Source organism: Variovorax sp. Varisp41 (genome assembly GCF_047325085.1).
GTDB lineage: Bacteria > Pseudomonadota > Gammaproteobacteria > Burkholderiales > Burkholderiaceae_C > Variovorax.
Window position 1 is genome coordinate 4315234 of record NZ_CP168540.1, and the last position, 23839, is coordinate 4339072.

The 23839-nt window shown below is 69.8% G+C and carries 19 protein-coding genes; 9 read left to right on the forward strand and 10 right to left on the reverse strand.

Features of this window, described 5'->3' with window-relative positions:
• Nucleotides 1-168: 168 nt before the first annotated feature.
• The gene (locus ACEN9J_RS19895) at nucleotides 169-1746 is read right to left on the reverse strand and encodes a S41 family peptidase (RefSeq protein ID WP_413761857.1); all 1578 of its coding nucleotides are present in this window, start codon (nucleotides 1744-1746) and stop codon (nucleotides 169-171) included.
• A 130-nt stretch (nucleotides 1747-1876) separates the two neighbouring features.
• On the reverse strand, nucleotides 1877-4201 hold the full coding sequence (locus ACEN9J_RS19900) for an ATP-binding protein (RefSeq protein WP_413761858.1): 2325 nt from the start codon (nucleotides 4199-4201) through the stop codon (nucleotides 1877-1879).
• Between the two features lie 116 nt (nucleotides 4202-4317).
• Here ACEN9J_RS19900 and ACEN9J_RS19905 point away from each other — a divergent pair, with 116 nt between their 5' ends.
• From ACEN9J_RS19905 to ACEN9J_RS19915, 3 genes are all read left to right on the forward strand, one after another.
• Entirely contained in the window at nucleotides 4318-5517 is a 1200-nt protein-coding gene (locus tag ACEN9J_RS19905) for a threonine ammonia-lyase (protein WP_261212036.1), read from the forward strand.
• 118 nt (nucleotides 5518-5635) lie between these two features.
• On the forward strand, nucleotides 5636-5788 hold the full coding sequence (locus tag ACEN9J_RS19910; RefSeq protein ID WP_172705419.1) for a hypothetical protein: 153 nt from the start codon (nucleotides 5636-5638) through the stop codon (nucleotides 5786-5788).
• A 150-nt stretch (nucleotides 5789-5938) separates the two neighbouring features.
• Nucleotides 5939-7786 (forward strand): phosphoenolpyruvate carboxykinase (GTP), encoded by a 1848-nt coding sequence (locus ACEN9J_RS19915; protein WP_057592396.1) that lies wholly within the window; start codon nucleotides 5939-5941, stop codon nucleotides 7784-7786.
• A gap of 87 nt (nucleotides 7787-7873) precedes the next feature.
• On the opposite strand, the gene ACEN9J_RS19920 is transcribed toward ACEN9J_RS19915, so the two are convergent.
• Nucleotides 7874-8419: a hypothetical protein gene (locus ACEN9J_RS19920; RefSeq protein WP_057592407.1), complete on the reverse strand. Its 546-nt coding sequence runs from the start codon at nucleotides 8417-8419 to the stop codon at nucleotides 7874-7876.
• Between the two features lie 102 nt (nucleotides 8420-8521).
• Between ACEN9J_RS19920 and ACEN9J_RS19925 the strand changes: the two genes are divergently transcribed.
• A complete protein-coding gene (locus ACEN9J_RS19925; protein WP_413761859.1) occupies nucleotides 8522-9502 on the forward strand; it encodes a LysR family transcriptional regulator in 981 nt (326 codons plus the stop codon).
• Between the two features lie 16 nt (nucleotides 9503-9518).
• Here the strand turns inward: ACEN9J_RS19925 and ACEN9J_RS19930 are convergent, their stop codons facing one another.
• On the reverse strand, nucleotides 9519-9692 hold the full coding sequence (locus ACEN9J_RS19930) for a hypothetical protein (RefSeq protein WP_172705418.1): 174 nt from the start codon (nucleotides 9690-9692) through the stop codon (nucleotides 9519-9521).
• A 126-nt stretch (nucleotides 9693-9818) separates the two neighbouring features.
• Here ACEN9J_RS19930 and ACEN9J_RS19935 point away from each other — a divergent pair, with 126 nt between their 5' ends.
• On the forward strand, nucleotides 9819-10625 hold the full coding sequence (locus tag ACEN9J_RS19935) for a metallophosphoesterase (protein ID WP_057592393.1): 807 nt from the start codon (nucleotides 9819-9821) through the stop codon (nucleotides 10623-10625).
• A 72-nt stretch (nucleotides 10626-10697) separates the two neighbouring features.
• Nucleotides 10698-11102, forward strand: a complete 405-nt coding sequence (locus tag ACEN9J_RS19940; protein WP_057592392.1) for a phage holin family protein — start codon at nucleotides 10698-10700, stop codon at nucleotides 11100-11102.
• Here ACEN9J_RS19940 and ACEN9J_RS19945 read toward each other — a convergent pair.
• The 3 genes from ACEN9J_RS19945 to ACEN9J_RS19955 form a co-directional block, all read right to left on the reverse strand.
• Nucleotides 11099-11713, reverse strand: coding sequence for a TetR/AcrR family transcriptional regulator (locus ACEN9J_RS19945; RefSeq protein ID WP_057592391.1), 615 nt, complete (start codon nucleotides 11711-11713; stop codon nucleotides 11099-11101). The two genes, ACEN9J_RS19940 and ACEN9J_RS19945, sit on opposite strands and share 4 nt — an antisense overlap.
• Before the next feature lie 82 nt (nucleotides 11714-11795).
• Nucleotides 11796-13280 (reverse strand): diguanylate cyclase domain-containing protein, encoded by a 1485-nt coding sequence (locus ACEN9J_RS19950; RefSeq protein ID WP_261212042.1) that lies wholly within the window; start codon nucleotides 13278-13280, stop codon nucleotides 11796-11798.
• Nucleotides 13281-13452: 172 nt separating this feature from the next.
• Nucleotides 13453-15036 carry a phospholipase D family protein gene (locus ACEN9J_RS19955; RefSeq protein ID WP_057592389.1) on the reverse strand — a complete coding sequence of 528 codons (1584 nt, stop codon included), beginning with the start codon at nucleotides 15034-15036 and terminating at the stop codon, nucleotides 13453-13455.
• A 107-nt stretch (nucleotides 15037-15143) separates the two neighbouring features.
• Between ACEN9J_RS19955 and ACEN9J_RS19960 the strand changes: the two genes are divergently transcribed.
• Nucleotides 15144-16373: a nucleoside recognition domain-containing protein gene (locus tag ACEN9J_RS19960; protein ID WP_057592388.1), complete on the forward strand. Its 1230-nt coding sequence runs from the start codon at nucleotides 15144-15146 to the stop codon at nucleotides 16371-16373.
• On the opposite strand, the gene ACEN9J_RS19965 is transcribed toward ACEN9J_RS19960, so the two are convergent.
• Complete coding sequence (locus tag ACEN9J_RS19965; RefSeq protein ID WP_296742016.1) at nucleotides 16370-17383, reverse strand: AraC family transcriptional regulator; 1014 nt, start codon at nucleotides 17381-17383, stop codon at nucleotides 16370-16372. The genes ACEN9J_RS19960 and ACEN9J_RS19965 overlap by 4 nt on opposite strands.
• A gap of 64 nt (nucleotides 17384-17447) precedes the next feature.
• Here ACEN9J_RS19965 and ACEN9J_RS19970 point away from each other — a divergent pair, with 64 nt between their 5' ends.
• Entirely contained in the window at nucleotides 17448-18476 is a 1029-nt protein-coding gene (locus tag ACEN9J_RS19970) for an SDR family oxidoreductase (RefSeq protein ID WP_296729833.1), read from the forward strand.
• A gap of 18 nt (nucleotides 18477-18494) precedes the next feature.
• Here ACEN9J_RS19970 and ACEN9J_RS19975 read toward each other — a convergent pair whose 3' ends face one another.
• Nucleotides 18495-19385, reverse strand: a complete 891-nt coding sequence (locus ACEN9J_RS19975) for a helix-turn-helix domain-containing protein (protein ID WP_057592385.1) — start codon at nucleotides 19383-19385, stop codon at nucleotides 18495-18497.
• A 187-nt stretch (nucleotides 19386-19572) separates the two neighbouring features.
• On the opposite strand from ACEN9J_RS19975, the gene ACEN9J_RS19980 reads away from it, so the two are divergent.
• A complete protein-coding gene (locus ACEN9J_RS19980) occupies nucleotides 19573-21774 on the forward strand; it encodes a DUF6351 family protein (RefSeq protein ID WP_413761860.1) in 2202 nt (733 codons plus the stop codon).
• A 7-nt stretch (nucleotides 21775-21781) separates the two neighbouring features.
• Here the strand turns inward: ACEN9J_RS19980 and ACEN9J_RS19985 are convergent, their stop codons facing one another.
• Nucleotides 21782-23773 (reverse strand): alkyl/aryl-sulfatase, encoded by a 1992-nt coding sequence (locus ACEN9J_RS19985; protein ID WP_413761861.1) that lies wholly within the window; start codon nucleotides 23771-23773, stop codon nucleotides 21782-21784.
• Nucleotides 23774-23839: the final 66 nt, after the last annotated feature.

Genomic DNA, 23839 nt, shown 5'->3' on the forward strand with positions numbered 1-23839 from the left:
GCCGAATTCTGGGCGCGAGGGCACGGCACAGGCAAGGCCCGGGGCCTAGGGGTTTTCCGCGAGGTGGATGGCGCGCGGCGGGCGCGCACGGACACGTGAAAACGGGCCCGTCGGGCCCGTTGTCGGTTCGGCAAGGAAGGCGCCGGCGAAGCGGCGCCGGCCGGTGGGTCAGTCGGTCTCGATCAGCCGGTTCTCGCGCAGCGGCGAGCGCAGCAGCAGCATCGGACCCGCGTCCTGCGCCGCATCCGTCTTCTCGAGCTCGGGCGCCGTGCGCGCCGCGGCCGCGACCGGCACCGGGCAGCTGCCGGTGCTGCGCAGCGCGAGCGCGGCCGAGAACCGGCCCTCGTTCGGATCGCCCAGCGCGTGCGAGAAGTCGTCGGCCACCGTGCAGTTGGGCGCGAAGCCGTCGCCGTAGTCGCCGAAGCCCTTGTTGTTCACGCCCTGGAACTGGATCGCGAAGTAGGTGGTGCCGCAGTTGTCCTGCGGATAGAAGCCGTAGGGCTTGCCGCAGGTGGCACCGCCCACGAGATTGACCTTGACGTCCACGCCGCGCAGCCCGTTGATGACCGACTCGCTGGCCGAGCAGGTGTCGGGGCTGGTGAGCACCGTGACCTGCGACAGGCCGAGCTGCGGCAGGGCCTGGCCGTTGCGCGAGGAGCCGAGGAAGAACAGCGGCGGCTGCAGGCCGAAGGGGTTCTTGTTGTTGAAGGCCAGGCGCTCGAAGGTCTTGCCCGCGGTCGCGGTCGGCGAGGCCACCATGTAGGCCAGCCGGCTCGCGATGTTGAGCTGGCCGCCGCCGTTGTAGCGCATGTCGAGCACGAGGTCCTGCACACCGTCGGCCTGGAACTTGTTCATGGCCGAGATCAGCTGCGCCTCGGAGGTCGTGATGTGGTCGTTGAACAGCAGGTAGCCGACGCGGCCACTCGGCGTGTCGACGGTTTTCACGTTCTGCACCGGCGTGCGCGTGATCCGCGCCGAGGCCAGCGTGACGGTGCGCGTGGCGCCGCCGGCCTCCTCGAGCTTGAAGCTGTGCGACTCGCCGAGCGTGGCGGGCGACAGCGCGCTGTTGATGGCGGTGGTGTTGGTGCTGTTGACCACGCTGATGCCGTCGATCTCGAGGATCTTGGCGCCGCGCGCGATGCCCGCGTTGGCGGCCGGCGAGTTCGGCTCGGTGAAGGCCACGCGCAGGTCGCGCGGGCGCGAGTTGCGCACGAACGCGAACTCGATGCCGTAGCCGGCCGAGACGCCGGCCTCCGACAGCTGGCGGTAGACCTCGGTGTCGTAGACGTAGTGGAAGCGGTCCTTGGCACGGCCCGAGGCCGTGGTGGCCGGCGTCTTCAGCACGTTGAAGTAGGCCACCGGCGTTGCGTAGTCGGCGGCCTTCAGCGTGGTCGGCACCTCGCTGTACCAGAGATAGGTTTCGTCGATCCAGGCGCGCACCCAGCGCTTCTCGATCGCGAGCGAGCCGGCGCGGTCGGGGTAGCCGAGGCCGGTGGCCGGATTGATGCCGCCGCGCGGCGCGGCGCACTGGCCGGCCACGCTGGACGAGGCCACGATGGTGTCGTCGTCGCCCGTGCCGGTGCCGGGGTTGCCGGTGCCCGGAACGATCGGAACGCCGCCGCCTCCGCCCCCGCCCCCGCCGCCGCAACCGGCGAGCAGCCCCGCGAGGGCCAGGGCACCGGCCAGGGCCCAGGGGCCCGGGACCCGGGCATGTGGCCGCGCGCGGCCTGCGTTACGAAACCTCATCGAAGCTCTCCCCCATTCGAGCCCGCGGACGCGGACGGACGTCTGAATCCGGAAGCGCGTGTCTCCCGGCGTGATGGCGGCTCCCGTCCGCCTTTCTTTCTTCTTGCTGCGCCCCGGCGGCGCGCGACCGCTACTGCACGAAGCCCATGCCGCGCGATTCGCGCACTTCGGGCTTGATGCGGTGCTCGGCCTCGAGCTGGTCGAGGAACTCGGCGGCCGAGAACTCGGTCGCCAGGATATCGGTCTGTCGTTTCACCGCCGCGAAATCGCCGGGGCACAGCTGCGCGAGCTGCGCCAGCCGCGCGCGGATCTCGCCCGCGAGCAGCGAGGCGTCGCCCGCGAGCGCCTCGGTCACGAACATGCGCTCGCGCTGCGCCGCGGTCAGCGGCATGAACTTGATCTTGAAGGTGAAGCGCCGCAGCGCCGCCTGGTCGAGCCGGTCGAGCAGGTTGGTGGTGCACACGAAGATGCCGTTGAAGCGCTCCATGCCCTGCAGCATCTCGTTGACCTCGGTGACCTCGTAGGTGCGCTGGGCACCGCGGCGGTCCTGCAGGAAGCTGTCGGCCTCGTCGAGCAGCAGCACGGCCTTCTCGCTCTCGGCCTCGCGGAACATGGCGGCCATGTTCTGCTCGGTCTCGCCGACGTACTTGCTCATGAGGTCGCTGGCCTGGCGCACGATCAGCGGCCGGCCGATGGCCTTGGCGATGTGCTCGGCGAGCGCGGTCTTGCCGGTACCGGGTGCGCCGTAGAAGCACAGCGTGCCGTGGCCGCGCGCCTTCAGCGCCTCGACCACGCGCGGGATCTCGAAGCGGGTCTCGACGTTGAGCATGTCGAGGTCGTAGGTGGTCACGGTGCGGCGCTCGCCGCGGCCGGTGTCGGTGGTGCCCAGCGCGAGGTCGGCGTTGCGCAGCTGACGCTCGATCAGCGCCTCGACCGAGGCGCCGTCGGTCCGGGCCAGGCCCGCGAAGCGCACCGCGGTGCGGATCTGCGCTGGCGTCAGGCCCTTGCGCCCGGCCAGCTTGGCCGTGAAGGCCTCGGACACCGTCACGCCCTCGAGCGTCTTCTTCACCAGCTGCTCGCGCGCGCCCGGCGGCGGCGACTTGAGCTCGAGGTGGTAGGCGAAGCGGCGGCGGAACGCGGGATCGATCTGCTCGATGCGGTTGGTGACCCACAGCGTGGGCACCGGGTTGGCCTCGAGGATCTGGTTGACCCAGGCCTTGCCGCTGACGCTGCCGTTGGCCGGCGCGGGAATCTGCTCGGCGCGCGCCATGTACTGCGCGGCCTCGGTGCTGATCGGCGGGAACACGTCCTCGACCTCGTCGAACAGCAGCGCGGCCTGGGCGCTGCCCTTGAGGAAGACCTGCGCGATCTGCAGCGAGCGGTAGCGGTCGCGGCCCGACAGCGAGTTGCCGTCGCGGTCGGCGTACTCGACCTCGAACAGCTCGAGCCCCGCGGCCTGCGCCACCACCTTGGCGAGTTCGGTCTTGCCGGTGCCGGGCGGGCCGTAGAGCAGCACGTTCACGCCGAGCTCCTTGCGCGCGACCGCCGCGCGCAGCAGCGTGACGAGCACGCGCACCTCCTCGTCGACGAAGGAGAAGTCGTTGGGCAGCAGCGCGCTCTTGGCCGAGGGCCGCGTGAACACGGCCATCAGCTCGTTGCGGTCGCGGTACTCGCGCATCAGCACCGGCGGCAGCTTCTCGCTGACCTTCATCAGGTCGGCGAGGTCGGTGATGTTGTGCTCGGAGATCAGGTTCTCGACCAGCCCGATGCGCTCGAGCCGCGAGCCCGCGCGCAGCGCCTCGCCGACCTCGCTCGCGTTCACGCCCGCGATGTCGGCGATCGCGGCATAGGCCTCGGGCGCGTTGTTGACCTTGAATTCGACCAGCAGCGAGCGCAGGTCGCGCTGGTAGCGCGCGAGCGTGCCGTACAGCAGCAGCGCGCGCTCGGCCTTGTTGAGCTGCAGCAGGCCCGCGAGCGCGTCGATGTTCTTCTCGACCAGCGTGGACTGCTTGCGCAGCGCATGCGTGAGCCAGTCGCGCGTGACGGCCAGCACCGACAGCAGGTCCTTGGGCTGGTCCTTCGCGTACTCGTCGAGGTAGAAGAACAGCGTGCCTTCCTCGTACGGGCCGCGCCAGACGCCGTGGCGCTCGAGCAGCGTGCGGCCGTCGAGGCTCTCGACGCCCTTCCAGGCCTCGTTGCCCGCGCAGCGGCGGCCGAGGAATTCGCGCAGCCGCTGCAGCACCGCGGCCGGCCACACCAGGTGGCGGCCGGTCAGCGAGAGCAGGCCGTTGATGTCGCGCCGCACGTTGAAGCGCGGCCCCTGCTTGGCGGCGAGCGTGAGCACGAAGTGCGAGCACATGAGCTCGAGCACCGGTGCTTCCTTGAGACCGGGCGACGGCAATGCCTGCCCGCGAACCGCAGCAGCCACCACATCGACACCCGCACGCTTGACCATCGGACGAACCTCCAGAGAGGGGAATTACCGGCCAGACCATAACGCAGACTTTTGGCTTCGGGAAGACGCCGAAAGGGTAAAAACCCTGGTGTCCGATTCCGTCCACAATGCGCGCCATGGTCGAAATCGAAGAAATACGCCGTGCCGCGGCACGCCTTTCGGGACAGGTGCTCGACACGCCCTGCGTGGAATCGCGCACGCTCTCGGAGATCGTGGGCGCGCAGGTGTTCCTCAAGTTCGAGAACCTGCAGTTCACCTCCTCGTTCAAGGAACGCGGCGCCTGCAACAAGCTGGTCGACCTGTCGGAGAGCGGCACCCGCGGCGTGATCGCGATGTCGGCCGGCAACCATGCGCAGGGTGTGGCCTATCACGCGCAGCGGCTCGGACTGCGCGCGCTGATCGTGATGCCGCGCTTCACGCCCGGCGTGAAGATCGAGCGCACGCGCGGCTTCGGCGCCGAGGTGGTGCTGTACGGCGACACGCTCGACGCGGCGCGCGCCCATGCGGTCGAACTCGCGCAACGCGAGGGCCTGGCCTTCGTGCATCCCTACGACGACGAGGCCATCATCGCGGGCCAGGGCACGGTGGCGCTCGAGATGCTCGCGGCCGAGCCCGAGCTCGACACGCTGGTGGTGTCGGTCGGCGGCGGCGGACTGATCGCGGGCATGGCGGTGGCCGCGCGCGCGCTCAAGCCCGGCATCGAGATCGTGGGCGTGCAGACCACGCGCTTCCCGGCCATGGTCAACGCGGTCCAGGGCACGCAGCATCCGCAGGGCAAGAGCACCATCGCCGAGGGCATCGCGGTCGGCACGCCGGGCGTGCTGACGCGCGAGATCATCGCGCGCCATGTCGACGACCTGGTGCTGGTGGACGAAGGCGACATCGAGCAGGGCGTGCTGATGCTGCTGGAAATCGAGAAGACGCTGGTCGAAGGCGCGGGCGCCGCCGGGCTGGCCGCGCTGATCCGCCACCCCGAACGCTTCAAGGGCAAGCGCGTGGGCCTGGTGCTGTCGGGCGGCAACATCGATCCGCTGCTGCTCGCGGCCATCATCGAGCGCGGCATGGTGCGCGCCGGCCGGCTCGCGCGGGTGCGCGTCAGCGCGCGCGACGTGCCGGGCTCGCTGGCCCAGATCACGGCCACCGTGGCCGAAGCGGGCGCTAACGTCGACGAGGTCCACCACCAGCGCGCCTTCACCATGCTGGCGGCGCAGAACGTCGACATCGAGCTGGTGCTGCAGACCCGTGGCCGCGAACACCTGGCCAGCGTGCTCGAAGCGCTGGCCGCCGCGGGCTTCGAGGCGCAGGAGCAGCACTGAGGACCGACCCCGGTTACGTCTGGTTCCAGGGGGCTCGCAACCCCCTAGACCGCGGGCATGCACCCCACCGGTAAAATGCCACCAGTTCGTGTCATTCAAAGTATCAGAGGTATTCCCGATGTCCCACCCCACTCCTGTCGAGCCCGCGCACGGCGCTGCCGTCGAGCAAGACACGGTCGAGTCGATCGTTCACCTGATGCCAATCGTGCTGCCGATCGCCGGCGGCGTGCTGATGCTGCTGCTCGCATCGATCGCCGTCTTCCTCGCCTGACAGGCATTTGCGCTCTCGTCCGCGGGTCGTGCGGCCCGCGCTGACGCATCCTCCTCTCCCGAGCCGAAACGTTTTCTCAAACGGACCTCCACGCCGCCGCGGCGTGGCGCACCGTTCGGAAAGACGATTTTTCAACTTAGGAGATTTCCGATGAACGCACCCACGAAGGGCCTTGGCATTCAGGCGCCCGCCTACGTCAAGAACGCCAAGCTGATTGCCTGGGTGGCCGACATGGCCGCGCTGTGCAAACCCGAATCCATCTACTGGTGCGACGGCAGCAACGAAGAGTACGACCGCCTCTGCCAGCAACTGGTGGACGCCGGCACCTTCCAGAAGCTCAATCCCGCCAAGCGCCCGAACTCGTTCCTCGCCTCCTCCGACCCGAGCGACGTGGCGCGCGTCGAGGACCGCACCTACATCTGCTCCGCCAACAAGGAAGACGCCGGCCCCACCAACAACTGGATGGCCCCGGCCGAGATGCGTGCCACTCTGCAGCCTCTTTTTGACGGCTGCATGAAGGGCCGCACGATGTACGTCGTGCCCTTCAGCATGGGCCCGCTGGGCTCGCCGATCGCGCACATCGGCATCGAGCTGTCCGACAGCCCCTACGTCGCGGTCAACATGAAGATCATGACCCGCATGGGCAAGGCCGTGTACGAGGTGCTGGGCGCCGACGGCGAGTTCGTGCCCTGCGTGCACACCGTGGGCGCGCCGCTCGAGGCCGGCCAGAAGGACGTCGCCTGGCCCTGCAACAAGACCAAGTACATCGTCCACTACCCCGAGACGCGCGAGATCTGGAGCTTCGGCTCGGGCTACGGCGGCAACGCGCTCTTGGGCAAGAAGTGCTTCGCGCTGCGCATCGCCTCGAACATGGGCCGCGACGAAGGCTGGCTCGCCGAGCACATGCTGATCCTGGGCGTGACCAGCCCCGCGGGCAAGAAGCACCACGTGGCCGCCGCCTTCCCGAGCGCCTGCGGCAAGACCAACTTCGCGATGCTGATCCCGCCGGCCGGCTTCGACGGCTGGAAGGTCACGACCATCGGCGACGACATCGCCTGGATCAAGCCCCAGGCCGACGGCACGCTGCGCGCCATCAACCCCGAGGCCGGCTACTTCGGCGTGGCCCCGGGCACCAACGACCTGACCAACCCGAACTGCATGGCCAGCCTCGACCGCGACGTGATCTTCACGAACGTGGCGCTGACCGACGACGGCGACGTCTGGTGGGAAGGCATGGGCGACGCGCCCGCGCACTGCATCGACTGGCAGGGCAAGGACTGGACGCCGCAGATCGCCAAGGAAACCGGCGCCAAGGCCGCCCATCCGAACGCGCGCTTCACCGTGGCCGCCACCAACAACCCCGCGCTCGACGACGCCTGGGACGATCCCAAGGGCGTGAAGATCGACGCCTTCATCTTCGGCGGCCGCCGCTCGACCACCGTGCCGCTGGTGACCGAGGCCCGCAACTGGGTCGAGGGCGTCTACATGGCCGCGACCATGGGCTCGGAAACCACCGCCGCGGCCGCCGGCCAGCAGGGCGTGGTGCGCCGCGATCCGTTCGCGATGCTGCCGTTCATGGGCTACAACATGAGCGACTACTTCCAGCACTGGCTGGACCTGGGCAAGAAGCTACAAGCCTCGGGCGCCACGCTGCCGCGCATCTACACCACCAACTGGTTCCGCAAGGGCGCCGACGGCAAGTTCGTCTGGCCCGGCTACGGCGAGAACATGCGCGTGCTCAAGTGGATGATCGACCGCATCGAAGGCAAGGCCGACGGCGTCGACCACATCACCGGCGTGAGCCCGCGCTACGAGGACCTCAACTGGACCGGCCTGGACTTCAGCGCCGAGCAGTTCGCCACCGTCACCAGCATCGACAAGGCCGCCTGGCAGGCCGAGCTCAAGCTGCACGACGAGCTGTTCGAGCAACTGGCCCATCACCTGCCGAAGGAACTGCCCGCGACCAAGGCGGCGATCGAGCAGCGCCTCGCTGCCTGACCTGAACGCGCCCCGCGAGGGGTGCGCTCCAGACGCGAAAAAGCCGCCCGGGGGCGGCTTTTTCGTGGGCGCGATCGCGCGATGGGCTCAGTAGTAGCGCGAGCTGTTCATGCGGCGCATCGCTTCGTACAGCGTGGGCATGCGGGCCGCTTGCGTACGGGCGGCGGCGCCGGCCAGTGCGTCGATGCGGGCTGCGTCGGCCACGCTCGCCGTGCCTTCCGACTGCTGGCGCCAGACGGCGGCCTGCAGTTCGGCCATCACGCGCGGGTCACTGTGCGCGGTTTCGAGGAAGCGGGCGTCGGCGCGCGCCGCGGCACGGCGCTGCGAGGCGGCCAGCCAGGCGGCGCCCAGCTTGTTGGCACCGTTGGCCAGCGAGCCGGCGAACAGGGCGATCACCGCGAAGGCGCCGGCGCAGACCAGGGCCCAGGCCGCGAGCAGCGCGCCTTCGTCCCAGTGGGTGACGATGGTGTCGGCCACCACGAGCACGGCCGAGACGATGGCGACGATCAGGAGCAGGATCAGCGGACGGGCGCTGCTGCCGCCGCGCGCGGCCTTCAGGTGTCCGAACAGGACTTCGGCGCGCTGGACGCCGGGGTGGACGGTGGGTTGGTCGACGTGTACGAAGCTGGTCATGGTGCCCTCCAAGGCGTGTTTCTATTTCCGATGGCTTGATATTAGGGTTTGCCCTAGTAACTTTCCACTTTATCTTTCTGATGTTTATCATTCACAAGACTGATGGACGTCAATTTCCGCACGCTCGACCTCAACCTGCTTCGCGTCTTCGACGAGGTGATGGCGGAGCGCAACCTCACGCGCGCCGCGCGCAACCTGTCGATCACGCAGCCGGCGGTGAGCAATGCGCTGCGGCGGCTGCGCGAGGTGCTCGGCGACGAACTGGTGCGCCGCGCCGGTGCCGGCGTGGAGCCCACGCCGCGCGCGCTGGCGCTATGGCCCACGGTGCGCGACGCGCTGCGCCAGCTGCAGCACACGCTGGCGCCGGGCGAGTTCGATGCCGGCACCGCCGACACCACCTTCCTGCTGGCCATGGCCGATGCCACCGCGGCCGAGCTGATGCCGGGCCTGGTGCGGATCGCCGAGACCGAGGCGCCGGGCATTTCGATGCGGGTGCTGCCGCTGACCACGCGCGACCCGCGCCGCATGCTCGAGCACGAGGAGGTCGACATGGCGATCGGCTACTTTCCGGCCGTGATCGCGAGCCTGGCGGCGCGCGGCCAGTCGGGCGTGGGCGTGCCCTTCGAGACCCAGCGGCTGTACCTGGGCCAGTACGTGTGCGTGATGCGCCGCGGCCATCCGCTGGCCGAGCAGCCGCTCACGCTCGACGGCTACTGCGCCGCGCGGCACCTGCTGGTGAGCTTCTCGGGCCGGCCCTACGGCTTCATCGACCAGACGCTGGGCGCCCTCGGGCGCGAGCGGCGCATCGTGGTGACGGTGAACCAGTTCTTCACCGCCGGCCAGGTGGTCGCGACCACCGATCTGCTGACGGTGCTGCCGCGCCATTTCGTGACGGTCACGGGCATCGGCGACCAGCTGGTGCTGCGCGACCTGCCCTTCGACCAGCCGCCGGTGCACGTGGATGCCATCTGGCACCGGCGCGCCCAGCACGCCCATTCCCACGAATGGCTGCGGCAGTCGCTGCTGCGCTCGGCGGCGGCAGCCTTCGCGGGCTCGATCCTCGGGCAGAAGGTGCCCGGTTGAAACGGCAGTGGGCCGTTCAGCGGACCACGCGCAGCCAGGCGGCTGCCGCGCCGCGCAGTTCCTGCGCGTGGTGGGCGTCGAGACCCGCGCGCACGTCGGCGCTTTCCATCAGCGCCGCGGCGTGGCTGGCCGGCGCAGAATGGGCGGAGGAACGGAAGAAACGTGCCACTTGGGCAATGAGGCTGAACATGATGGTGCGCGGCTCTTGGCTGCGCTGCAGTGGTTGATGCCCCATAGATTAGGGGTTAACCCTAGTTAAAAAATGCCACATCTATGCGTGATGCGCATAGGCTGATCCACCTAGATAGAAACCCTGATGAAACTGCAGCTGCTGTCGGACCTGCATCTCGAATCCCATCCGCGCTTCCATGCCGAGCCCGTGCCGGGCGCCGACCTGCTGGTGCTCGCGGGCGACGTGGGCTCCTACCAGGAAGGCTCGCGCCTGGAGGATCCCGACTTCGGCCTCGGCCGGTTCTCGCCCAAAAAGGGCTGGCCGACGCCCGTGATCTACGTGCCGGGCAACCACGAGTACGACAACCTCGATTTCGACGACACCCACGTTCGGCTGCGCGCGCTGTGCGAGGAGCTCGGCATCCTCTGGCTCGAGCGCGAAACGCTGGTGATCGAGGGCATCCGCTTCATCGGCACCACGCTGTGGGCCGATTTCGACGCGCTCGTGACGCCCACCGACGGCCTCGCCGAGGCGCTCAAGAAGCGCGGCAAGGCGATGCGCGCGGCCGATTTCTACCTCGAGAAGATGTCCTCGCGGCGCAACGGCACACCCTTCCTGTCGGCCGAATTGCGAGAGCAAGGGCTCACATGCCAGGCCTGGCTGCGCGAGGCGCTGGCCCAGCCCTTCGACGGCACCACGGTCGCCATCACCCATTTCGCGCCCTCGCTGGCCAGCGCCGATCCGCGCTACGGGCTCACGCCTGGCACGGCGGGCTTCTGCAACTCGCTCGACGAGCTGCTGCCGCAAGCCAGCCTCTGGCTGCACGGCCACCTGCACTGCGCCTTCGACTACGTGAAGGACGGCTGCCGCGTGGTGGCCAATCCGCTGGGCTACCGCAGCAAGGGCGAGCAGGAGGGTTTCCGGCCCGAACTGCTGATCGAGGTCCGCTGAACCGGGGGCCGCCGATATGATGGCCCGCACTCCCCCTCCAACAACCGCCCTCCGGCCACCGGCCGCCCGCGCATGCTCGACAACCTCGCTCCCTTCCTCATCCACTGGGCCATCACCGCGCTCTCGCTCTGGATAGCAAGCCACATCTTCAAGGGCCTGACTTTCGAGAGCACCGGCGCGCTGGTCATCTCGGCGCTGCTGCTGGGCCTGGCGAACGCGGTCGTGAAGCCGCTGCTGATCGTGCTGACCCTGCCGCTCACGCTGGTGACCTTCGGCCTGTTCCTGCTGGTGATCAACGCGCTGATGATCCTGCTGGTGGCGGCGCTGGTGCGCGGCTTCCGGGTCTCGGGCTTCTGGACCGCGCTGTTCGCGAGCCTGTTCGTCTCGATCCTCAGCATCCTGATCGGCGCCTTCGTCGGCGGCAGCGATCCCGCCACCACGATCCAGATGCCGCAGGGCACCGGCAACTGGCTCTAACGCGCAGCCAGGCCGTCGAAGCAGGTCGAGAGCACCAACTCGACGATCTGCGCGTCGCTGTGCTGCCCGCCGCCCTGCAGGAAGCCCAGCACCGGATCGCAGCCGCGCGCATAGAGCGTGTAGAGCACGCCGATCGCGGGCAGCTTCGGATTCATCGAGCCGTCGGCCTGGGCCGCCTGGATCCAGCCGCCGAGGGTGTCGCTGATGGTCACCAGGCGGTCGATGTAGCCCCGGTTGCCCAGCAGGGTCGCGCGCAGGCTGGAGTTCTGGTGCGGCAGCGAAGGCATCTCGCCCGCGAGCTGCAGCTCGAGCGCCCAGCGCACCGTGGCGCGCAGCTTGCCGATCGGCGGCTCGTCGGCCGGCAGCGCCGCGAGCATGTCGAGCGTGCGCTGCATCAGCCGCACCATCGCGGCGGCCGCCAGGTCTTCCTTGCTCGGGAAATGCTTGTAGAGGCTGGCCTTGGCGATGCCCACCGAGGCCGCGACCTCGTCGACCGTCATCGATTCGAAGCCCTTCTGGGCCAGCAGCCGGTTGGCGGTCTGCACGATGGCCTCTTCCCGCGCAGCCAGCATCTGCTCCTTGAACGAAGGCTTGGCGGTCGGAACGGTCATGCCGAAATTCTAGTCTCGCGCGTCGCCCGGCATACACCCCGCGCGCGGAATTACCAGCCGGTCTAGGAATTCCGTCGCGGTCTCAGCTGCCGCGGCGCTCGTGCACGCTGTCCTTGTAGTGCAGTGCCTTGTCCGCGTACATCGCGCGGTCGGCGCGCTGCAGCGTGGCCTCGAGCGAATCGCCCGCATGGCAGGTCGCCAGCCCGATCGCCAGGCTCAGCGCATGGCCGCTCTGGCCGGCATGGAACTGGTTGTTGAGCTCGAGCAGCACGAGGATGCGCTCGCGCATCGCCTCGGCGCCGCGCTCGTCGGTCTGCGGCATCAGCACCGCGAACTCGTCGCCGCCGATGCGCGCGGGCCAGGACGGCGCGTCGACCGCCTTGGCGAGCACCTCGCCCATGCGCCGCAGCATGGTGTCGCCGGCGGCGTGGCCTTCCTGGTCGTTGAGCTGCTTCAGGCCGTTGAGGTCGATCGCCACGATCGACACCGGCCACGGCCCCTTGCGCGCGAGCCGGTTGAGCTCCTCGGTATAGAAGGTGCGGTTGCACAGCTGCGTGAGCACGTCGTGCTTGCCCAGGTACTCGAGGTAGGCCTCGGCCTTCTTGCGCGCGGTGATGTCGACCAGCGAGACCAGCACCAGGTCCCAGCTGTCGAGGCGGTCTTCCTGCACCGCGAACTGCATGTGGATGTTGAGCATCTCGCCCGCGAGCGAGTAGTTGACCACCTCGCGCTGCTGCAGCGTCTTGTGGTTCCACAGGTCCTGCAGCTGCTCGGCGAAGGATTCGCGCATCTCGTCGCGGAAGATGCGCGGCAGGCTGCCCAGCAAGGTGCCCAGGTCGGGCGCGCCGAACATGCGCAGCGTCTCGTGGTTCACGTCGATGACGCGGATCTCCTGCATGCAGCGGGTCACGAACTCGGGGTGCACCTTGAGGAAGGTGGCGAAGTCGGTGATGCCGCGCGCGCGCAGGTTCTCGAGCAGGCCACGCACCGCGCTGAAGTCCTCCACCCACAGCGACACCGGCGAGTGGTCGAACAGGCTGCGCGCATAGCGCTCGCTCTCGGCCTGCCGGCGCTGCGCCGCCACGCGTTCGGTCACGTCGTCGAGCGCCACCAGCACGCGGTCCCAGCGCTCCTCGTGGCCCGGCAGCACGCGCGCGCGCACCCGCACGTCGAGCCGGCGGCCGTCGAGCGCGTAGTTCACGGTCTCGCTCTCGAAGCGCATCTGGCCGCGCCAGAGCTGGTCGAGCTCGTGCACCACGGTGGCCGACATGTCGCCGCGGAACACGCTGTCGAGCGAACCGAGCAGCTGCGCCTGGCTCTCGGCCGCGAACAGCTCGAGCGTGTGGCGGTTCACGCGCAGCACCTTCAGCGAGGCCATGCAGTCGCGCACGCGCTGCGGGTCCTCGGCCAGGAAGGCGACGAGGTCGCTCACGCCCTGCGCACGCCAGCCGTCGAGCATGCGCCGCAGCGCGCTGTAGTCCTCGATCCAGAGCGAAACCGGCGCCAGGTCGAAGGTGGCGTCAAGATCGTCGACGGGAGCGGCATCGGTCGCGTCGGTCAGGTCCATCCGTGAAGCTTTCGAAAGAAGAGACGGGACAGGGCATCGCCGCCGCGACGATCCGGCAAGGATCGGGCCCGGAGCGGAAGGCGCCAGGGACTTTAGACTTAATTATTACCCTGTGAAGGCACCCGGCGCGAGCCCGCCGCCGGGGATTCTGCACGGGCGGCGTGACGGCCCTTCAGAGCAGCTCTTCGCCCACGATCGGCAGCAGCAGCCAGTTCTTGAAGCGCAGCCAGATGAACTCGCCGGGCTCGTCCTCGTGGACGATGTCGCCGCCCGCGTCGTCATATTCGAGCCACTGCACGCGGCGGCCGTCGGGCCCCAGCCGCAGGCGGTAGCCGATGTTGACGCGCGCGGTGGTGCGCATCAGCCGCTCGTAGTCGTTGACCATGTCGGGGCTGTCGATCACCAGCCCGATCTCGGTGTTGACCGCGGCCGAGCGGTGGTCGAGGTTCATCGAGCCGACGAAGAAGCGCTCCTGGTCCACGATCGCGAGCTTGGCATGCAGCCGGCTGATGGTCTTGCCGAAGTCGCCGAACTGGCCCGAGCGCCCGCTGAGCAGCGGCGCGATCTCGAAGATGTTGACGCCGATCTTCAGCATGTCGGCGCGGTAGCGCTCGTAGCCCGCGTAGGCCAGCGGCTCGTCGGTGGCGCCCAGCGAATTGGTGATCACCGTGATGCGCACGCCCGAGGCCACGTTCTTCTTCATCTGCGCCATGCCGCGCGCGCCCGGGATGAAGTACGGCGAGGCGATCTTCACGTCGTGCTGCGCCGAGTCGATGACGCCGAGCGCGCCCTCGGTCACGCTGCCGCGGTAGGCCAGCTCGGGCTTGCGCGCGATCTTCTCGGGATCGTCCACGAACAGCGTGAACGGCGCCCAGTAGCGGTCGAGCTTGCCGGTGATCAGCTGCTCGCCCACGGGCGACTTGTCGAGGATGTCGCGCGGGCGGATCGGCACGTCGGGCACCGCGGTGCGCGCGATCTCGTCGAAGCGGCGCTGCGCCGCCTCGGGCGTCATGGCCAGCGGCGCGATGTTCTCGATCGGGCGCACGTGCGGGCTGTTCCAGTAGCGGTCGAAGCCCTCGGACATCTTGCGCACCACCGGGCCGCACGAGATCACGTCCATGTCGATGAAGTTCGCCGCCGTGCTGCGCATGAAGTACTCGTTGGCGATGTTGCGCCCGCCCGAGACCGCGAAGCTGTTGTCGGCGATCAGCAGCTTGTTGTGCATGCGGTGGTTGATGCGGCCGAAGTCGGTGATCGACAGCGCCAGCCGCGTGGCCAGCGAGCTCGCGCGCGAGGGCAGTGGATTGAACAGCCGCACCTCCACGTTCGGGAAGGCCGAGAAGGTGCTGAAGACCTCGTCGGCGCCGCCGGTGTAGAGGTCGTCGACCAGCAGGCGCACGCGCACGCCGCGCGCGGCCGCCTCGCGCAGCTCCTTGAGGAACAGCAGGCCGACGTCGTCGTTCTGGATCAGGTAGTACTGAACGTCGAGCGACTTCTCGGCATGGCGCGCCAGCGAGATGCGCGCGTCGAAGGCGAAGGCCGCCTCGGGCAGCAGCCGGAAGCCCGACAGCGGGGTCTCGCTGCCGCCCGGCGCGTCCTTGTAGGCGAGCTGGCCCAGCTCGGTCTGCGCCACGTCGGTGAAGGCCAGGGTCGGCGGCTTCTCGGGTGGCGGTGGCGGCAGGCTCGCGCAGCCCGCGAGCCATGCAGTCGCGCACAGGGCGAGCGCGGCGAGGCGGCGGAGCGGGGTGGCGGGCATGGCTCGAAATGTAGCTCGCGGCGATGACGAAAGGCACCCCTATGATCGGCGCGGCGGCACGGCAGCATGCGGGGTAAGAGAAGGCTAAGAAAAGGGGTAAGAAAAGGGTGCTCAACGGCTTGTGGCTGGGTTTCTTCCTGGTGGCGGCGCTGGCCGCCTTCGGCCGCTGGCTGCTCGGCGGCGACCCGGCCGTCTTCGCGGCGCTGGTCGAGAGCCTGTTCGCGATGGCCAGGCTCGCGGTCGAGGTCATGGTGCTGCTGTTCGGCACCCTCACCTTGTGGCTGGGCTTCCTGCGCATCGCCGAGGCGGCCGGCCTCGTGGGCTGGCTCGCGCGCATGCTCGGCCCGCTGTTCCGCCGGCTGATGCCCGGCGTGCCGGCCGGCCATCCGGCGCTGGGCCTGATCACCATGAACTTCGCGGCCAACGCGCTGGGCCTGGACAACGCCGCCACGCCGATCGGCCTGAAGGCGATGCGCGAGCTGCAGCGGCTCAACCCCGACCCGGTCACGGCCACCAACGCGCAGATTCTGTTCCTGGTGCTCAACGCCTCCTCGCTCACGCTGCTGCCGGTCACCATCTTCATGTACCGCGCGCAGCAGGGCGCGGCCGATCCCACGCTGGTGTTCCTGCCGATCCTGCTGGCCACCAGCGCCTCCACGCTGGTCGGGCTGCTCGCGGTGGCCGTGGCGCAGCGGCTCAAGCTGTGGGACCCGGTGGTGCTGGCCTACCTGCTGCCGGGCGCGCTGCTGCTCGGCGGCTTCATGGCGCTGCTGGGCACGCTCTCGGCCGCCGCCATCGCCGCGCTCTCCTCGCTGCTGGGCAACCTCGTGCTGTTCGGCGTGATCGTCGCGTTCCTGCTGGCCGGCGCGCTGAAACGCGTGAAGGTCTACGAATGCTTCATCGAGGGCGCCAAGGAAGGCTTCGACATCGCGAAGAACCTGCTGCCCTACCTGGTCGCGATGCTGTGCGCGATCGGCGTGCTGCGCGCCTCGGGCGCGCTCGACCTCGCGCTCGACGGCCTGCGCTGGCTGGTCGACGCGGGCGGCTTCGACGCGCGCTTCGTCGACGCCATGCCCACCGCGCTGGTCAAGCCCTTCTCGGGCAGCGCGGCGCGCGCGATGCTGATCGAGACCATGAAGAGCCAGGGCGTCGACAGCTTCCCCGCGCTCGTGGCCGCCACCATCCAGGGCAGCACCGAGACCACCTTCTACGTGCTGGCCGTGTACTTCGGCGCGGTCGGCATCCAGCGCGCGCGGCATGCGGTGGCCTGCGCATTGCTGGCCGAGCTGGCGGGGGTGGTCGCGGCGATCGCGGTCTGCTACTGGTTCTTCGGCTAGGACTCCTGCGGCACCGCCTCGCGGCCCGACAGTTCCACCACGGCACGGCTCGCCCCCGCGCGCAGCGCCTGCCGGTAGGCCGTCGGCGAACTCCCGGTGACGCGCTTGAAGGCATGGCTGAACGCGCTCTCGGAGCTGTAGCCCAGGCTCTGTGCCACGAGCGCGACCGGCGTGTCGTCCTCGCCCAGGGCGCGCTCAGCCAGGCGCATGCGCCACTCGGTCAGGTAGCCCAGCGGAGCGATGCCGGCCACGGCCTTGAAGTGCGAAGCGAAGGTGGTGCGCGACATGGCGCAGGCGCTGGCCAGCTCCTCCAGGTGCCAGGACCGCGCCGGATCGTCGTGCATCGCCCGCAGGGCCGGCGCGATGCGCGGCTCGCTCAGGGCGCGCAGCCAGCCCGCGACCAGCGGCCCCGAGGTTCCCAGGTGCGCGCGCAGGATCTGGATGAACAGCAGCTGCGCGAGCTGGGCCGCGGCGAGCTGCGCACCCGGCTGTGCCTGCGTGCGCTCCTCCATCAGGTGATCGAGCAGCCAGCGGAACACCGGGGCCTGCGGCGCCGACGCGCGGACATGGATCCACGGCGGCAGCGCATTCAGCAACAAGGGCCCGCTGACCGGATCGAGCAGCACATGGCCGCCGATGTGCGCGAACTCGCTGCCGTCGCCGAGCTGCGCCGAGGAGCGGCCCGCGCCCGAGAACAGGCCCATGGCATCGACGGGCTCGGCCTCGGGATCGCTGGACAGGATCGACCAGCGGTGCGCCGACAGCAGCCCCACGTCGCCGGTCTCGAAGCGCGCGGGTTCGGGCTCCCCCTCGATGCGGACCCAGCAGTGGCCCTTCACGACGGCGAAGAACTTGATCTTGTCGGGCGCCGGAAAACGGATGGCCCAGGTGCCGCCGGCCGTGAAGCCGCCGGTCACCAGGCTCTGCGCATGGGTCAGCTTGAGGATGTCGGAGAAGGGATCGGCGCTCATCTTCGTACTATCGCGCAAGCAAAGCGTACTCCCAAGCATTCACAGTCCGACCCCCTCGAAATATCGTTCCCCATCTCGAATCAAGGACGAACAAGGAACGGACATGGAACAGGCTTTGGTATTGGTCACCGGCGGCACCGGCTTCATCGCGCAGCACTGCATCCTCGCACTGCTGGCCCAGGGATTTCGCGTCCGCACGACCGTGCGCACGCTCGCACGGGAAGCGGAGGTCCGCGAGCACCTCAGGACGGGCGGCGCCGAGCCGGGCGAGCGGCTGGGCTTCGTGGTCGCGGACCTGGGCGCGGACGCCGGCTGGGCCGAGGCCGCGAAGGGATGCACCTACGTGATCCACGGCGCCTCGCCCACGCCATCGGGCAGCTATGCCACCGACGAGGACTGGGTCCGGCCGGCCGTCGACGGCAACCTGCGCGTGCTGCGCGCCGCGCGCGATGCGGGCGTCAAGCGCGTGGTCCTCACCTCGGCCTTCGGCGCGGTCGGCGTCGGCCATGGGCCGATGGGCCGGCCCTTCAATGAAGAGGACTGGAGCAACCTCGCGGGCGACGTCGCGCCTTATCAGAAGTCGAAGACGCTGTCCGAGCGCGCCGCGTGGGCCTTCGTCGAGAAGGAAGGCCGCGGCCTCGAGCTCGCGGCCGTCAACCCGACCGCGGTGCTGGGCCCCGCGCTCGGCGCCGACTTCTCGCACTCGATCCAGATCATCAAGGGAATGATGGACGGCCAGCCCGGCTCGCCCAAGATCAACTCGGGCTTCGTCGACGTGCGCGATGTGGCGGACCTGCACCTGCTCGCGATGACGCATCCGGCCGGCAAGGGCGAGCGCTTCCTCGCGATCGCGGGCGAGAGCCTGTGGCTGGCCGACGTGGCGGGCATCCTGCGCGAGCGCATGGGCGCGGCGGCGCAGAAGGTGTCGACGCGGGCCCTGCCCAACTGGCTGGTGCGGCTCGGCGCGAAGACCGATCCGCGCATGAAGGCCGTCGTGCCGATGCTCGGCGTGAACATGAACGCCACCAGCGAGAAGGCCCGGCGGCTGCTCGGATGGAATCCGCGCTCGGCCGAGGAAGCGATCGTCGCGACGGCCGAGAGCCTGGTGCGGCTCCAGCTGCTGAAGGCGTGAGCGGCGCACGCCGCCGCCTCATTCCCTCCCGCGCGCCCGGTAGCTGCCGGGCGCGATGCCGGCGAAGCGCCGGAACGCGCTCGACAGGTGGCTCTGGCTGCTGAAGCCGCACTGCAGCGCGATCTCGACCAGGCTCAGCTCGGTGCGCAGCAACAGCGTCCTCGCGCGCGCGATCCGCGCGGCCGTCAGGTAACGGTGCGGCGGCATGCCGAAGGCGCGCTTGAACCAGCGCGCGAACGAATAGACATCGAGTTGCACGAAGGCCGCCATCTCGGCGAGCGTGAGCTTCTCGTGCAACTGGTCGAGGATGAACTGCTGCACGCGCCGGCGCAGCGCGTCGCCGGCATCGATGCGCTCGACCTGCAGCCGCGGATCGGCCGCATGGTGCCGCCGCAGGTAGGCCGCCAGCGCCACCGCGATGCTTTCCCCGTAGATCGCGCCGCCCGGATAGCCCTCGCGGATGTCGGCGGCGAGCGCGAGGCTGGCCTGCCAGACGAAGCCGTCGCGGATGCCGTTGCCCGGCACCAGCTCGACCGTCCTCGCGCCCGGCGAGCTCGAGACCGCCTGCACCAGGCCCGGCGTCAGCCCCAGCACCACGCCGCGCCAGCGGCCGCGCGCATGCCCGCTGTACGACAGCCCGGCGGGAAAGATGCCGAAGCTGCCCGGCGCGAAGTCACCCGTCACCGGCCGGTGCCCCGACCAGTGGATGCGCGCGGAGGTCAGTGCCTCGTGGTGGAGCATCACGCCGTGCTGGAACAGCACGGTCTCGGGCATCTCCCCGCCCGAGCCGCGCCACTCCTCGAGCCGCAGCCCGGGCCAGAGGCCCTGGTCCTGCAGCAGGACCGCCTCGGGTTCGAACTTCGTGCGGGACGCGGTCGTGGTGTCGAATCGCTCGGCGAAGGTCTGCACGGGCGTCTTGTCTTTCTGTCGGAGAGGGAAAACACGAGTGTCCGGCGCGCGGCCCGCCGCGGGCATGCAGGTTTGCCCGCAGCGCCCGCAAGCAATTGCAAGATTCTGAAAAGCCGCGCCGTTTCGTGGAAGCCATGGCCGCGCGCGCTGCCTAGCATCGCGCCGCCAATCAATACCTGGAGACACGATGAGCGAGAAGACATGGAGCGGCCGCGGCGGCGTGCTGCTGGCGGCGTGGTGCATCGGCGGCGGCGCGCTGCTTGCCGGCTGCGGGGGCGGCGATGGCGGCGCGCGCTTCGCGGGCCTTCCGCCCGCGAGCACGGGCAACCCCGCGCAGCCGCCCGCAACGACGACCAAGGCGGCCGACATCAAGGTGCTGTCGAACCGCGCGGACCTCGTCAGCGGCGGCGACGCGCTGGTCGAGATCGTGCCGGCCGCGGGCATCGCGGCGAGCGCGCTGCGCATCGAGCTCGACGGCACCGACGTGTCGTCCGCGTTCGCGATGCGGCCCGGCGAGCGCTTCATGGGGCTGGTCACCGGCATGAGCGAGGGCCGCCACCTGCTGACCGCGCGCGCCGGCGACACGGCGCTGTCGTCGCTAGTGATCACCAACCACGCCAACGGCGGGCGCATCCTCTACGGCCCGCAGATCCAGCCCTGGGCCTGCGATGCCGGCGCGCAGGACGCCGACTGCAATCGCCCCGTGAGCTACAGCTTCAAGTACCTGTCGAGCGATCCGGCCGTCGCGGGCTTCCAGCCCTACGACCCGGCCCGGCCGCCGGCCGACATCGCCACCACCACCACCGACCAGGGCCGCACCGTGCCCTTCGTGGTGCGCATCGAGACCGGCGTGCAGGACCGCGACTACTACGACGTGGCGGTGCTGTTCGATCCCGCGAAGCCCTGGGCGCCGTGGCAGCCGCAGGCCGCGTGGAACCGCAAGCTGCTGATCCAGCATGGCTCGGGCTGCGGCAACGGCTACGGCCAGTCCAACGCCCTGTCCTCGCAGCGCGTGCTCGACCGCGATGCGCTCTCGCGCGGCTTCGCGGTGCTGGCCGTGTCGCTCAACGACTCGGGCCACAACTGCAACATCGCCGTGCAGGCCGAGGCCACGATGATGGCCAAGGAGCGCATCGTCGAGGCCTACGGCGAGCTGCGCTACACCTTCGGCTACGGCAGCTCGGGCGGCGCCATCGCCCAGCAGTGGATGGCCAACGCCTACCCGGGCCTCTACCAGGGGATCATCGTCGGCGCCTCCTTCCCCGACGCGGGATCGACCGGCAACGAGGTCGAGGACTGCGCGCTGCTGCGCAACTACTTCGGCCGCACCGCCACCGCGTGGACGCCCGACCAGCAGGCCGCCGCCTCGGGCCACCTGAACACCGCCGTGTGCACCGAGTGGATCGACTTCTACAAGTTCAACAACAACCTGAACCCCTACGCGACCAACATCGCGAACATCCCCGGCACCTCGCCCACCGCGCTCGGCGGCTGCGACGCGCCCCCGGGCGCGCGCTACGACGCCACCTTCAACCCCGGCGGCGCGCGCTGCACCTCGGCCGACTCGGCGATCTCGATCTTCGGCAAGCGGCCCGACGGCTTCGCCAACCGGCCTTACTCGAACGTGGGCCTGCAGTACGGCCTGCTCGCGCTGAAGGCGGGCCGCATCAGCGCCGAGCAGTTCGTGGACCTCAACGCGAACATCGGCTCGCACACCATCGACTACGCGCCGCAGGCGCCGCGCGTGGCGGCCGATCCGGGCGCGATCGAGGCCTCGTACCGCTCGGGCTCGTTCAACCAGGCCAACGGCCTGGGCCAGGTGGCGATCATCGACATCCGCACGCTCGACATCAGCGGCATTCATCACCAGCACCGCTCGTGGACCCTGCGCGCGCGGCTCGACCGCGCCAACGGCGGCCACGCCAACCAGGCGATCTGGTACCAGGCCGGCAGCCAGCGCGAGGCCTACGACACGATGGATGCCTGGCTCGGCGCGATCGAGCGGGACGGCGGCGCCACGCCGCTCGCGCAGAAGGTGATCGCCCATCGCCCGGCCAGCGCCAACGACCGTTGCGGCAGCGCCGACGGCACGGGGCTCTCGATGCTCGAATGCACCGGCCTGGCCGACGGCTCGACGCGCATGGCGGCCGGCGAGGCCATCACGGGCGACGTGCTCGAGTGCCAGCTCGCGCCGCTCGACCGCGCGAGCTATGGCACGGTGGTGTTCTCGGACGCGCAATGGTCGCGCCTGAAGGCCGCCTTCCCCACCGGCGTGTGCGACTTCGGCCGGCCCGGCAAGGGCCAGCAGCCCACGCGCTTCTGGCAGACCTACCTGGACACGCTGGGCCAGGTCGTCGTCGGCGGCATGCCGCTGCCCGACCTGCCCTGAGCCGCGTTCATCGCGGCTCCACCACCGGGAACATCGGCTCGAAGCTGTCGAGCATCGCCATCAGCTCGGCCAGCTTCGCGCGGTCGCCCTCGATGCGCACCTGGCCGGCCAGCACCGCGGCCGGAAAGCTGGTCTGCTTCAGCGTCACGGCGTCGAGCGCGGCGCGGCTCAGCGTCACCGTGGCGTCGGCATCCGGCTGCCGCCCGGCGATGTGGGTCAGGGCCGAGTTCTCGAGCGTCAGCACGAACTGCTGCTTCGAATCCGTGAAGTTCCAGTTGATGACCAGCCGCTTGCCCTCGGCCTTCGCGGCATCGAGGCGCACGCCGAGGTAGTCGAAGAACAGGTCGTTGCTCACGGCCTTGAGCGTGTCGGCGTTGGCGGTGCCGCCCGACGGGATCTTCGGCACGCCGTTGCGCAGCTCCATCGCGCCCACCAGGTAGGCGCTGCGCCAGGTGCCGGCCTCCGACTGGTAGCCCAGCTGCTCGAGCGCGTCGGCGCCGAGCTCGCGCGCCGCGCGGTTCGAGGGATCGGCATACACCACCTGGCTCATCGCGCTCGCGACCCAGCGGTACTCGCCCCTGGCGAAATCGCCGCGGGCGCGCGCGATCACCGCCTCGGCGCCGCCCATGTACTCCACCGTCTTGCGGGCCTGGGCCACGGGCGGCAGCGGATTCAGGTTGGCGGGATTGGCGTCGTACCAGCCCAGGTACTTCTGGTAGACCGCCTTCGCGTTGTGCCGCAGGGTGCCGTAGTAGCCGCGCGCCGACCATTCCTGTTCGAGGCTCGCGGGCATGCGCAGGGTCTCGGCGATGTCGGCCGCGGTGTAGCCGTGGTTGAGCAGCCGCAGCGACTGGTCGTTGATGAACTTGTACATGTCGCGCTGCTTCTTCAGCAGCTCGACGATGCGCTCGCGCCCGGTGGTGGGCCAGTGGTGCTGCGCGATCAGCACGTCGGTCCTGTCGCCGAAGGCCACGCGCGCCTGGTCGATGTACTTCGACCACAAGCTGCCGTCGCGCACCTCGGCGCCGCGGATGGTGTAGAGGTTGTGCATGGTGTGCGTCACGTCCTCGGCCATGTCGAGCACGCGGAACTGCGGCAGGTACATCAGCATCTCGGACGGCGCCTCCGAGCCCGGCACGAGCTGGAACACGAACTGCACGCCGTCGATGGTGCGCTCCTCGGTCGGCTTGTCGATGGTGGCGGTGGGCGCGATCAGCGTGACGGTGCCGCGCGCCAGCGCCTTGCCCAGCCCGGTGTCGACCTGGCCGCGCACGCCCGGCGGCAGCAGCGAGCCGAACTGGTACTGCGAGCGCCGGCTCATCGCGTTGCCCGCGAGGATGTTCTCGGCCACCGCGGTCTCCATGAAGCCCGAGGGCGCGATCACCTGCACCTTGCCGGCCGCCACGTCGGCCTCGTCGACCACGCCCTTGACGCCGCCGAAGTGGTCGGCGTGGCCGTGCGTGTAGATCACGGTGCCGACCGGCTTGCGCGGCCGGTGCTGGTAGTACAGCGCGAGCGCGGCGCGCGCGGTCTCGGCGGCGAGCAGCGGGTCGATCACGATCAGCGTGCCGTCGCCCTCGACGATGGTCATGTTCGCGATGTCGAAGCCGCGCACCTGGTAGACCCGGTCGGTCACGCGGAACAGCCCGTGGATCGCATTGAGCTGCGCCTGGCGCCACAGGCTCGGGTTGACGCTGTCGGCCGGCGCGTCGGCCTGCAGGAAGCCGTAGGGCTTCATGCTCCATGCCGGGCGCTCGCCGGCGCCGGGCACCAGCGCGTCGGGCACGGTGCCGATGAAGCCGCGCATCGCGTCCTCGAAATCGCGCCGGTCGGCGAAGGGCAGCGTCTTCGCGAACTCGGCGTTGGCGGCCAGCGTGGCGGGCTCCGGCGGCTTGGGCGCGAGGGGCGTTGCCGGCTGCGCGAAGGCCATGGCGCAGGCCATCGCGGCGCAGGCGGCGGCGGCGCGATGCGCGCGTGGGAAGACGTGGAGGAGATGCATGTGCGGCCTGACGCGAAGCTGGAAGCTGGAAAGTGGCGCGATTCTGGGCAGCCCCCAAACCATTGG